The 11,977-nt window shown below is 61.5% G+C and carries 13 protein-coding genes; 3 read left to right on the top strand and 10 right to left on the bottom strand.

The features are described 5' to 3' along the window. The first annotated feature begins 30 nt into the window (after positions 1-30). Positions 31-873: a CoA ester lyase gene (locus G9U53_RS02895; RefSeq protein WP_030535660.1), complete on the top strand. Its 843-nt coding sequence runs from the start codon at positions 31-33 to the stop codon at positions 871-873. Positions 874-952: 79 nt separating this feature from the next. Here G9U53_RS02895 and G9U53_RS02890 read toward each other — a convergent pair whose 3' ends face one another. The 6 genes from G9U53_RS02890 to rpsB form a co-directional block, all read right to left on the bottom strand. Beyond that, positions 953-1,681, bottom strand: a complete 729-nt coding sequence (locus G9U53_RS02890) for a class I SAM-dependent methyltransferase (protein WP_047271300.1) — start codon at positions 1,679-1,681, stop codon at positions 953-955. 6 nt (positions 1,682-1,687) lie between these two features. Next, positions 1,688-2,584, bottom strand: a complete 897-nt coding sequence (locus G9U53_RS02885; protein ID WP_003942673.1) for a phosphatidate cytidylyltransferase — start codon at positions 2,582-2,584, stop codon at positions 1,688-1,690. A 48-nt stretch (positions 2,585-2,632) separates the two neighbouring features. After that, a complete protein-coding gene (frr, locus tag G9U53_RS02880; RefSeq protein WP_003942777.1) occupies positions 2,633-3,190 on the bottom strand; it encodes a ribosome recycling factor in 558 nt (185 codons plus the stop codon). 43 nt (positions 3,191-3,233) lie between these two features. Beyond that, positions 3,234-3,962 (bottom strand): UMP kinase, encoded by a 729-nt coding sequence (gene pyrH, locus G9U53_RS02875; RefSeq protein ID WP_003942722.1) that lies wholly within the window; start codon positions 3,960-3,962, stop codon positions 3,234-3,236. A gap of 200 nt (positions 3,963-4,162) precedes the next feature. Next, on the bottom strand, positions 4,163-4,990 hold the full coding sequence (gene tsf / locus G9U53_RS02870) for a translation elongation factor Ts (RefSeq protein WP_007734877.1): 828 nt from the start codon (positions 4,988-4,990) through the stop codon (positions 4,163-4,165). Positions 4,991-5,142: 152 nt separating this feature from the next. Beyond that, on the bottom strand, positions 5,143-6,000 hold the full coding sequence (rpsB, locus tag G9U53_RS02865; protein ID WP_003942709.1) for a 30S ribosomal protein S2: 858 nt from the start codon (positions 5,998-6,000) through the stop codon (positions 5,143-5,145). A gap of 307 nt (positions 6,001-6,307) precedes the next feature. Here rpsB and G9U53_RS02860 point away from each other — a divergent pair, with 307 nt between their 5' ends. Further along, positions 6,308-6,808, top strand: a complete 501-nt coding sequence (locus G9U53_RS02860) for a M23 family metallopeptidase (RefSeq protein WP_047271297.1) — start codon at positions 6,308-6,310, stop codon at positions 6,806-6,808. Between the two features lie 25 nt (positions 6,809-6,833). On the opposite strand, the gene G9U53_RS02855 is transcribed toward G9U53_RS02860, so the two are convergent. Together G9U53_RS02855 and G9U53_RS02850 are read right to left on the bottom strand one after the other, a co-directional pair. Next, positions 6,834-7,943, bottom strand: coding sequence for a MinD/ParA family protein (locus tag G9U53_RS02855; protein WP_003942711.1), 1,110 nt, complete (start codon positions 7,941-7,943; stop codon positions 6,834-6,836). Between the two features lie 123 nt (positions 7,944-8,066). Further along, positions 8,067-8,993, bottom strand: coding sequence for a tyrosine recombinase XerC (locus tag G9U53_RS02850; protein ID WP_165638303.1), 927 nt, complete (start codon positions 8,991-8,993; stop codon positions 8,067-8,069). Positions 8,994-9,077: 84 nt separating this feature from the next. Between G9U53_RS02850 and G9U53_RS02845 the strand changes: the two genes are divergently transcribed. Next, the gene (locus G9U53_RS02845) at positions 9,078-10,250 is read left to right on the top strand and encodes a multidrug effflux MFS transporter (protein ID WP_165638371.1); all 1,173 of its coding nucleotides are present in this window, start codon (positions 9,078-9,080) and stop codon (positions 10,248-10,250) included. On the opposite strand, the gene G9U53_RS02840 is transcribed toward G9U53_RS02845, so the two are convergent. Together G9U53_RS02840 and G9U53_RS02835 are read right to left on the bottom strand one after the other, a co-directional pair. After that, on the bottom strand, positions 10,247-11,017 hold the full coding sequence (locus tag G9U53_RS02840) for a siderophore-interacting protein (RefSeq protein WP_030535667.1): 771 nt from the start codon (positions 11,015-11,017) through the stop codon (positions 10,247-10,249). The two genes, G9U53_RS02845 and G9U53_RS02840, sit on opposite strands and share 4 nt — an antisense overlap. A gap of 293 nt (positions 11,018-11,310) precedes the next feature. After that, positions 11,311-11,670: an Lsr2 family protein gene (locus G9U53_RS02835; protein ID WP_003942721.1), complete on the bottom strand. Its 360-nt coding sequence runs from the start codon at positions 11,668-11,670 to the stop codon at positions 11,311-11,313. Positions 11,671-11,977: the final 307 nt, after the last annotated feature.

Below are 11,977 nucleotides of genomic sequence, written 5' to 3'. Positions count from 1 at the left end.
CACCGGAAAGGCCCTGATGTGACTACTCACATGGAGAGACCTGTGACCTCGCGAATTGCCCCGCAGCAGGCAAGATCCTGGCTCCTCGTCCCCGCGTCCAAACCGGACACCTTCGACGCCGCACTCGCGAGTGCGGCCGACGCCGTCATTCTCGACCTCGAGGATGCCGTCACCGCACCCAACAAACCAGCTGCCCGCCGCGATGTCGCCGCATTCCTGAGCGAACACAATCACGCCTGGGTTCGGATCAACGACGCCACGACACCGTTCTGGGAAGAGGATCTGGCCGTACTCGCGGGCCTCCCCGGACTCGAGGGTGTCATGCTCGCAAAGACCGAAAGCGGTCAGCAGGCCGACGCCACGGCCGAGCGACTTCCCGACGGCACCAAGATTCTTGCTCTCGTCGAATCCGCGGTGGGACTCGAGGCTGCGCCCGAGATCGCACGCACTGACGGCATCTTCCGTCTCGCATTCGGCAGCGGCGACTTCCGGCGCGACACTGGGATGGACGACTCCCCCACGTCGATGTCGTACCCGCGTTCGCGGCTCACCATCGCCAGCCGCGCGGCACGCATCGCTCCGCCGATCGACGGTCCCACGCTCGGCCCCGATCTGGATCTGCTCGCCCGAGACTGTGCGATCACCTTGTCACTCGGCATGGCCGGCAAACTCTGCATGACCACCGCACAGACTGCCCCCGTCAACGCGGGACTGAGTCCCTCCGTGGCCGACGCGATCTGGGCTCAGAATGTCATCGACGATCTCGGCGAAGACGGCTCACGCGTGCGCGACGGCAGCGACCTGCCCAAGCTTGCCAAGGCCAAGAAGATTCACAAGCTGGCCACCCTGTTCCACATCCCCACCGATCACTGATTTTTTTACTACTGAATCGGTGCAGAAAACGTCAGGCGCTCAAGTCGGAGCGCCTGACGTTCGTCTTTTGGGCCCGCCCTCACGCAAGTTCGAGCGATCGTGGTTTGGATCGAACATGGATCCGGTATCGCACCGAGAAGGCAAGCCCTGTTACTTGCGAGAACGCACGCTCGGCAGTCTTCTCGGTGAATTCGATTCCGAGCACCCGCCGCATATCGTCTCGATTCTCGAACTCCCACCGGGTGTCGACGCGCGTGAGCGAGAATCCTTGAGCCTCGAAGAACGCTTCGACCGCCGCGGGATCGTATTTGGGCAGATCCGCCCTCATCCACTCCCCGTACGGGCCGGCGCTCACATCGAGATCCACGATCAGCAGGGCTCCCCCGGGCCTCAGGATGCGCATTGCTTCACGAATTCCCGGGCCGCAGCCTTTTCCGAAGAAGTACGCCGTACGGGCATGGACGAGATCGACTGAAGCATCCACCAGACCCGTGGACTCTGCTGAACCCTGGACTACGTCGATCGACGCCGAATCGCGGGTTCGTTCCCGTGCGGACTTCACCAGCGGTGCATGCGGCTCCACTCCGACAACACGACGGGCAGTACGAGCGAACTCCGGTAGATGGAACCCTGCCCCACAGCCGACATCGACGACATCGCGTCCAGACCAGTCGACCTGGGCTCCCATCGCGGCCCAGATGGAACCGTCGACGTCCTGCGCGCGGTTCTCGACCTCGTAGACGTCCGGCCAATGCCAGATGTTCGGACTGGGAATGGGCTTGGATCGGCCGGAGAAAAAATCACGCACGAGAAATCAGACGAGTGCGTACAGAATCAGCCAGGTGACAAATGCCGACGGCAGGAGTGAATCCAGGCGGTCCATGATTCCGCCGTGGCCGGGAAGCAAGGTTCCCATGTCCTTGATGCCGAGTTCACGCTTGATCTGCGATTCGATCAGGTCGCCGACCGTCGCGACTACCACCAGGACGACACCGAGCAGGACGCCGATCATCGAATTCGCGTCGAGTATCAACGTCACCGAAAGCAGACTGCCGATGACGCAGAAAATGAGGGAGCCGACGAATCCTTCCCAGGACTTCTTCGGGCTCACAGCCGGCACCATCGGGTGCTTCCCGAACAGCACTCCAGCCGCGTAGCCGCCGATGTCGGAGCACACGACACCGATCATCAGGACGAAGACGCGACCGGGGCCGTCGTCTTCGAGCACCATCAACGCACCGAATGACGCCAACAGCGGGATCCACGCCAGAACGAACACCGTGATGGAGGTGTCTCTCAGGAAGTTCTTCGGGGTCGCCTTGAGGCCGTGGTCGAACAACCGCCACACCATGCATACCAGGACGGTCGCGGTGAATCCGCTGAGCACCCCGACCGGTCCCCACGGCCAGCCGAGCCAGATCGTGGCTTGCCCGCCGACGAGAAGCGGAATTCGCGGCACCTCGATGTCGGCTTCACGAAGCCGCGTGGTGACCTCCCACGTCGCGATGAACATCGCGATCGCAACGACGGCGATCCATCCGGGGGGCAGGAAGATCAAAGTGCCGATGACCAAGGCGCCGAGGCCAGCTCCGACGCCGATGGCGGCAGGTAGGTTCCTGCCCGCCTTCGACTTCGGCGGTTGCGCGCCCTCAGCGCCGCCCGTAGGCCCGTCCGTGACGGGACCACCGGCGGTTCCCTCTTGTGCGTGCACCCAAACTCCCTGATCTACTCCCGACGACAAACACTGCAAATGAGGAGGCTATACCTCCATCAACTCTGCTTCCTTGTGCTTGACGAGTTCCTCGACCGTGTGCACGTACTTCGCCGTGGTCTTGTCGAGTTCTTTCTCTGCGCGACCGACCTCGTCCTCGCCGGCTTCACCGTCCTTCTGGATCCGGCCGAGTTCGTCCATCGCCTTGCGGCGGATGTTGCGCAGCGTGACCTTCGAATCCTCGCCCTTGGACTTGGCCTGCTTCACCAGTTCACGTCGACGCTCTTCCGTGAGCTGCGGAACCGAAATGCGAATGATGCTGCCGTCGTTGGACGGGTTCACCCCGAGATCCGAGTTGCGGATCGCCGTCTCGATCGCGTTGAGCTGCGAAGCCTCGTACGGCTTGACGATGACCATGCGGGCCTCGGGGACGTTGATGCTCGCGAGCTGCGTGATCGGCGTGATCGAACCGTAGTAGTCGATCACGATGCGCGAGAACATACCGGGGTTCGCGCGTCCGGTGCGAACCGAGCCGAGATCGTCCTTGGCTACCGTGACAGCCTTTTCCATCTTCTCTTCTGCCTCGAAGAGCGCTTCATCGATCACGGCTGTTCCTCCATGTTGTTCTGCATCATTTTTTGGGTGTCACTCACGACTTGATCAGGGTGCCGATCTTCTCACCGGACACCGCGCGAGCGATGTTTCCTTCGGTGAGGAGGTTGAAGACCATCATCGGCATCGAGTTGTCCATGCACAGGCTGAATGCCGTCGCGTCCGCGACCTTGAGCTCACGTTCGATGACCTCACGGTGCGTGATCTGTTCGTACATCGTCGCGTCCGGGTCGAGACGCGGGTCGGCCGAGTAGACGCCGTCGACAGCCTTGGCCATCAGCACTACCTCGGCACCGATCTCCAGCGCGCGCTGCGCAGCAGTGGTGTCAGTCGAGAAGTAGGGCATACCCATCCCGGCACCGAAGATGACTACGCGCCCCTTCTCGAGGTGCCTGCGTGCGCGAAGGGGGAGGTACGGCTCGGCGACCTGGCCCATGGTGATGGCCGTCTGCACGCGAGAATCGACGCCCGCCTTCTCCAGGAAATCCTGCAGAGCGAGGCAGTTCATGACGGTGCCTAGCATGCCCATGTAGTCGGAGCGCGCGCGATCGAGGCCACGCTGCTGCAGTTCCGCTCCGCGGAAGAAGTTTCCGCCGCCGATGACCACTGCAACCTGTACGCCCGATCGAACGACCTCTGCGATCTGCTCAGCCACCTTGGTGACCACGTCGGGATCGAGACCGACTTTGCCGCCTCCGAACATTTCGCCGCCGAGTTTGAGCAGGACCCGCTTGAATCCTGGACGTTCGTTGGCTGGTTCGGACATTGTTCTCCTCAGTTCGATACAAGACCGTGTAGGTCCTTCATTCTTCTTCTGCCGCCGAATCGGACACCGCGGCATAGGAAAGCCCCCGGGACTCGTCCCGAGGCACTCTCATCCTGCCTCATCGGAGGCCCCAGGTACACGTAGACCCCGCCGGTAGAGCAAATGCTCTTCAGGCGGGGTCCATGTGTGCGGGCTCCGAATTAAGCGGAGGCGCCGACCTCGAAACGCACGAAGCGCTTGATGGTCACGCCTGCCTCGTCGAGGATCGCCTTGACGGTCTTCTTGGAGTCCGTGACCGAAGACTGCTCGGTCAGAACGACGTCCTTGAAGTAACCGTTGACGCGGCCTTCGATGATCTTCGGCAGTGCCTGCTCGGGCTTGCCTTCTGCGCGGGCGGTCTCTTCGGCGATGTGACGCTCGGAAGCGACGATCTCCTCGGGAACCTCGTCACGCGTGACGTACTTCGCCTTGAGTGCTGCGACCTGCATTGCAGCGCCGCGAGCGGCCTCAGCAGCAGCATCGCCTTCACCGGTGTACTCGACGAGAACGCCGACAGCGGGCGGCAAGTCGGAGCTGCGCTTGTGCAGGTAAACGGCAACGGGGCCGTCGAAGGAAGCGACGCGGCTCAGTTCGAGCTTCTCACCGATCTTCGCGGACTGCTCCGCAATGACGGTGTCGATGGTCTTGCCGTCGAGCTCGAGCGCCTTGAGAGCGTCGAGGTCAGCAGGCTTACCAGCAGCAGCGACGGTCACGATCTCGTCGGCCAGCTTGATGAACTCGTCGTTCTTGGCGACGAAGTCGGTCTCGCAGTTGATCTCGATCATGACGCCGTCCTTGGCGACGACGAGACCCTCAGCGGTGGTGCGCTCTGCGCGCTTTCCGACATCCTTCGCGCCCTTGATGCGCAGCTGCTCGACGGCCTTGTCGAAATCGCCGTCTGCATCTGCGAGTGCGTTCTTACATGCCATCATTCCGGAGCCGGTGAGCTCACGGAGCCGCTTGACGTCAGCGGCGGTGTAGTTCGCCATGATTAGCGAGCCTCCTCATGTGTCTGTTTCGGACCTAGGACTAACGGTGAAGCACGGCCTAACGGTGAAGCACGGCCTGACGGTGGTGCTCGGGCCTAACGGTGAAACGGCCCTGACCAAAAGAACTCTTGGTCAGGGCCGGTTTCAACGAATCAGGCCTCGGTGGCCGGTGCCTCTGCGGCGGGGGCTGCCTCAGCCTCTGCAGCCGGAGCTGCCTCAGCCTCTGCGGCCGGAGCTGCCTGCGAGAGCAGTTCCTGCTCCCACTCGGCGAGGGGCTCGCCTGCGCCGGCTTCGGGCTTCGCGTCCTTGTCGGCGCTCAGTCCTGCACGTGCCTGCACACCTTCGGCAACCGCGGAAGCGACAACCTTGGTCAGCAGTGCTGCGGAACGGATGGCGTCGTCGTTGCCCGGGATCGGGTAGTCGACGAGGTCAGGGTCGCAGTTGGTGTCCAGGATCGCGATGACCGGGATGTTCAGCTTGCGAGCCTCGGCAACTGCCAGGTGCTCCTTGTTGGTGTCGACGATCCACACCGCGGAAGGAACCTTGGCCATGTCGCGGATACCACCGAGGGTGCGATCCAGCTTGGTCATCTCACGCGTGAGCATGAGGATTTCCTTCTTGGTGCGACCTTCGAATCCACCGGTCTGCTCCATTGCCTCGAGCTCCTTGAGGCGAAGCAGACGCTTGTGAACGGTGGTGAAGTTGGTGAGCATGCCGCCGAGCCAACGCTGGTTGACGTAGGGCATTCCGACGCGAGTCGCTTCGGAAGCGATGGACTCCTGCGCCTGCTTCTTGGTACCGACGAAGAGAACGGTGCCGCCGTGGGCAACGGTCTCCTTGACGAACTCGTACGCCTTGTCGATGTACGTCAGCGTCTGCTGGAGGTCGATGATGTAGATGCCGTTGCGGTCGGTCAAGATGAATCGCTTCATCTTCGGGTTCCAGCGACGGGTCTGATGTCCGAAGTGGGTTCCACTATCGAGCATCTGCTTCATGGTTACGACAGCCATGGCTGTGTACCTCAAACTTTCAATCCGGTTGATGCAGGCGATCGGGTGATCCCTGCCCTGGCACCCGCACGGCCGTCGGACCTGTTTCGTGAGAACCAGGACCAGCCGAGGCCGGAAAACGTGCGCGGGCGCGCGAAGTCGGACTGTGCGAGCACAGACCGCTCGACAAGTGTACGTCCTCGTCCCCCGATGCCATAACCACCCCGGAAGCAACAGACCGAACCGGCGGTTGTGGATCGGCGGCTACCTTGTGGATTACCCGTCTGATCTGCATTGAAGCGTGCGCTACTCCACGCAAGATCAAGGAATGACGATGTTGCGCGGAGCTCGACGAGGCGTGGCCTTCGCCGTGATCTCCTGCTGTGTCGCCGTAGGCACGGCGTCAGCAGACACGCGATTCGACTGGCCGCTCGCTCCTCGGCCGCACGTGGAACGCGCTTTCGACAAACCGGCCGAGAACTGGCTGCCGGGTCATCGCGGGGTCGATCTCGGCGGCAGCGCCGGCCAATCCGTCCTCGCGGCCGGCGACGGCATCGTGGTGTTCGCGGGAGTGGTCGCCGGAAAGCCGACGGTGTCGATCGATCATTCCGGCGGCCTACGCACGACCTACGAACCCGTCACCGCAGTCGTTCGCACAGGTGAACGCGTCGCAGCCAGGTCAGTGATCGGAACCCTCGAAACGGGGCACGAAGGGTGCGCTGTCGAAGCATGTTTGCACTGGGGCTTGCGCAGAGGACGCGAGTATCTCGATCCACTCGGACTGGTTCGGTCGCAACCGCTCAGGCTCAAGCCATTGAAAGGAGGCTGATCGGTCGCAGAAATCGGTCGCAGAATCAGTGCCACTCGGAAACGGCGTGCCGACCCACAGCGTCCGCGAAGTCGTCGGCCACCATCGCTGCCAGTTCCATGAACGCTCGTCTGGTGGCCGGTCGCATCAATTCGAGGTCCATCACCGACCCCTCCGCGAGATGCTCGTCGAAAGGAATGACCTCGACGGCGCGGCATCGACGCATGAAATAGTCCACCAACGCGTCCATGTCGATGACGCTCGACCCTGGTCTGGCGGCGCTGATGACGACGACGGTCCGCTCGACCAGATGGCCGTATCCGTGCAACTGAAGCCAGTCGAGCGTTGCCGCTGCACTGCGCGCTCCGTCGATTGCCGGCGAACTGACCAGAACCAACGAATTGGCAAGATCGAGAACGCCGTTCATCGCCGAGTGCATGATCCCGGTACCGCAATCAGTGAGGATGATGTTGTAGTAGACCTGCAAGATGTCGATGACCTGGCGATAGTCGGCCTCGCTGAATGCCTCCGAAATCGCCGGATCCTGCTCACTCGCCAGCACCTCGAGACGACTCGACGACTGGGATGTGTGCACTCGAACGTCCGAATAGCTCTTTATGTCCGGTCTAGCAGCAATCAGATCGCGCACTGTCGAATTGGTCTGCAGCGGAACACGTTGTGCCAAGGTCCCGAAATCGGGATTGGCGTCAACCGCCACGACGCAGTCACCACGCAGCGAAGCAAACGTCGCACCGAGTCCGACCGTGACCGTCGTCTTGCCCACTCCCCCTTTGAGCGAGAGCAGAGCGACTCGGTAGTCGTTGCGGATCGGCTGCTCGATTCGGGCGGCCAGTGCACGGTTGCGCTGTTCGTTGGTCGAATCCCCCAGATTGACCACACCTCCGGTCGCACGATGCAATCCCCTACGCCAGCCGCCACGCGGCGTCCGTTTCGGGCGTTTCAGTAAAGCTTCGGCAACCAGATCCTGGTTTGTCACCTGCTGTTGGCTCGACGGTGGCGGTGGCGTGGACCAGACCTCTTGCAGTCGCGCCACAGGCTCCGGCGTCGGCGCCGGCTCGGGAGCCGGTTGCGGCGATTCGGACAGCCAGGCTGGTTGGCCGCTGTTCGGCAGGTGCTTCACATCTTGGCGGTTCACGAATCCCCCGGATATCGCATGTAATCGAGTGTCTCGATACGACGATCGAACTTTGCCGATTGTTCACTCTTCTGAGCTGCGACGCTACCAAATACCAGCCGAGAACTCGCGTCGCTCCACAAATCAGGCGCGCGGATGGGCCTGATCGTGGACGGATCGAAGCCGTTCGACCGACACGTGCGTGTACAGCTGAGTGGTCGCCAAACTCGCATGACCGAGGAGTTCTTGGACCACACGAAGGTCCGCACCACCCTCCAGCAAATGTGTCGCAGCCGAGTGCCGAAGCCCGTGCGGACCCATGTCGGGAGCCCCTGGAATTGCAGCCATGGTTTCGTGGACCACCGAACGCGCCTGACGCTGATCGAGCCGGCCGCCTCGAACTCCGAGGAGCAACGCTCGCCCGGACCGATCCGAACACAGCGCGGGTCGTCCGTGCTCCAGCCAGCCGTTCAGTGCCGATTCTGCGGGCAGGCCGTATGGCACCGACCGCTCCTTGTTCCCCTTGCCGAGAACACGAAGCAATCGTCGATCGGCATCGACCGACTCGACGTCCAGTCCACACAACTCGCCGACGCGAATTCCGGTGGAGTACAACAATTCCACGATGAGTCGGTCTCGCAGAGCGAGCGGCTCTTGTTGCTGCGCACCGCTTTCCGCCGCATCCATTGCGTCGAGGGCCTGGCTCTGACGCAGCACCGTCGGCAGCGTCCGGCGAGCTGGTGGAGCCGCCAGACGTGTGCCCGGGTCGACGGAAATGCGTCCGGTCTGCGCGAGCCACGCAGTGAACCCACGCGCCGAAGAAGCCCGTCGAGCTACCGTCGTACGGGCTGTTCGAACGGCATTCTGGGCGGCCAACCACGAACGCATGACACTTAGGTCGAGGCGGTCGAGATCTGCATTCTCCGAACCCGCGGAGAAATGGGTCAGCAATGCCCGCGCGTCACCGACGTAGGCGCGGATCGTGTGTTCCGACCGGCCTCGGCTCAGTCGGAGGTGCTCGGCATACGCATCGAGGTGAACGCTCAAGCTCGCCGGCAATGCGTCAGTCATGAACACACGCTCGCTCGCCGCGATTGAAACTGCAAGCTCCCTCGCCGATAGGGTTGATCGGTGAATCGAGCAATTCCTCTGAAGATGTTGTGCGTACTGGCACTGATTTCCGCAATCGCTCCACTGTCCATCGACATGTACCTGCCCGGCCTACCGTTGATGGCGGATGCACTCGACACTACTGCGGCCAGCGTTCAGCTCACGCTGACCACCTTCATGGCAGGCCTCGGAATCGGCCAGCTGATCATCGGTCCGATCTCCGACGGACTTGGCAGGCGACGAATACTGCTGGCCGCGACAATCATCACGGCACTGAGCGGCGCGGCATGCGCGGTGGCGCCGAACATCGAGTTTCTCATCGGTGCACGACTCGTCCAGGGCTTGAGTGGAGGCGCTGCCATCGTTCTTGCCCGCGCTTGTATTGCCGACCGAGCGCGCGGCGACGACGCAGCGAAGCTCTTCAGCATCATGATGATCATCGGCGGTATCGCTCCCGTCGTCGCGCCACTGATCGGCGGCGCACTTCTCGGCCCCGTCGGATGGCGCGGAATCTTCTGGGTCCTGGCTGTCGCGGGCGCCGTGATGGTGGCTGGTGTCGTTTTGCTCGTTCCCGAGACACTTCCGCCCGAGCGACGCCACGGCGGCGGATTGAAGGCCCTGATCTCGAATCTGCGATACGTGGTCCGCAATCGGCACTACCTCGGATATGCGCTCGCATTCGTCTTCGGATTCGGCGCCTTGTTCGCGTACATCTCCGCGTCACCGTTCGTCGTTCAGAACGTTCTCGGACTGAGTCCGTCACAATTCTCGATCGTGTTCGCAGTGAACGCCACCGGAATGGTCACGGCAGCGATGATCACCACTCGCCTGCTCGGTCGCGTCGGAGCACGCACGCTGCTGCGTTTCGGCGTGTGCCTACTCCTCATGGGCGGCGCCGTATTGTTCTGCACCAGCGTGGTTTTCAGTTCCACGAATACCTGGTTGATCTTGGTCCCACTGTTGGTGGCAATTTCGAGCATCGGGTTCATCATGGGCAATGCGACCGCTCTCGCCCAAGGAGAGGTCACCAACGCGGCCGGGACCGGTTCAGCGCTGATGGGAGCGGGCCAGTTCGGCTTGGCGGCGCTGGTTTCGCCGTTGGTGGGAATTGCGGGAGAAGACACGGCAGTTCCGATGGCAATCGCAATTCCCACCTTCGGAGTTCTTGCGGCCGTTGCGCTCGTGTTGCTGACTCGCGGCACGGCCGCCGCAAGTTAGTTTTCGGCCGCAGCGAGTTCGGACTTCCAGACCCGGAAGCCCTCTTCGGTGCGACCACGACGCCAATAGCCGGAAATAGAAGCGGCCGACGCCGGGACATTTCGTTCCTTGCGAATGTACGGCCGGAGGTTGTGCATGACGGCTTGCGCTTCACCGTGAATGAACACGTGCGGTTCGCCCGGCAACCACTCGAGCGCCTTGACCGCGGCGACAACCGGAGCGTTGTCGCCCGCCAATTCTTCGCCGACCGCGTCGGACGATGCCCCGCGATGCAGCCAGGTCACGGCAATACCTTCTGGGGCATCGAGCGCGATTTCGTCTTCCGGTCCCCCGACCTCGACGACGGCGTAGCCGACCGCATTCGGCGCCAATCGCGCTATCGACGCGGAAATAGCGGGTATTGCGGTCTCGTCTCCGACGAAGAGATACCAATCAGCGGTTGGTGACGGCAAAAACGCGCCACCGGGTCCCCGCAGAGTAATCTCAGCGCCCGGCTGAACTGACGCGGCCCAAGGACCTGCGACACCCATGTCGCCGTGGACGACAAAATCGATTGCAATCTCTTTGGCATCAAGATCGTACGAACGAATCGTGTAGGTGCGCAGTGTCGGCTGATCAGGAGTGCCGAATTCGATCTTTACATAGGAATCGCTGTATTCGCTGGGAGTGAACGACTCGAAGCCTGGTCCCCCGAGAAACACTCGTACCATATGGGGGGTCAATTGTTCGGTCCGCAGAACCGTCAATGCAGTTGTCGGCTTGGCCACAGAAAGATCCTTCCGAAAGTTAGTGTTACCTAACTAATGTACACGACAATTGCAGCACGAGGGCGAAATACCTCGCCGGCGACTCCACATAGCGCTCTGTCGACCTTTGTGCAGAGCGAAAGAAACCGACCAATCTGCTGGGTAAATTCGGTGCTGTTTAGACGAATTATCTGATCAGCTTCACACGGACGACCTGTCGGACAAAGCTGTCCGAGAACTCGGCAAAGCAACAGTAAAATACACCTCTGGCTCCCGGCGAGTTCGCCGAGAGCCAGAGGTGTATTTAATTCGATCTAGTGTGCAGCGTCGAAAGCGTCGATGATTTCCGCTTTGATACGCCCACGCGGAGCAACTTCGTAACCGTTCTTACCTGCCCAGTCACGGATGGCCTGGAGCGTTTCCTTGGAGCGTCCGGAACCTGATGTGGCCTGCGGAGATGCAGCCTGAGCCTTCTTGCCGCGCTTCCCGCTCACCTTCGCAGCAGCCTCCACGAACGGCTTCACCGCAGCGTCGAACTTCTCTGCATTGGTGGCGCGCAGATCGATCACGTAATCCGTTCCCTGGTAAGAGAACTCAATTCGATCACCGAATCCATCGTCAATCGGCTTACCATCAAGGTCGTCGATGAGTTGCCGAATCAGCTTCTCAGCCATTGCACTCCTCTTTCAATGATCGATTCAATTCTCCTTCACAATACACAGATAGAGCGTTGATGAACAAAAGAAGTTCGAAAGCCTTCACCGTTTCCGAACAGACTCAATGGTCCGAATTAGCAGCGGGTTAGCGGCATTGCCTCGACCGAACACGACCCTGAAAATTCTGCCCATTCATCCCTCGGATGCCGGGTGTCAATCAATGCCCGCCGTCATCGTGATCCAGACTAATCGGACTTCCATGCACATTGACCTGAGGCTTTCCTGAGACCCGTCGAACTTGCAGGTCGGGTCGGCGAAACGCATC

It is taken from the genome of Rhodococcus sp. D-46 (assembly GCF_011290655.1).
Taxonomy (GTDB): domain Bacteria; phylum Actinomycetota; class Actinomycetes; order Mycobacteriales; family Mycobacteriaceae; genus Rhodococcus_F; species Rhodococcus_F qingshengii.
Note: the sequence above shows the minus strand (reverse complement) of the source record. Positions and strands in the feature narration are given on the sequence as shown.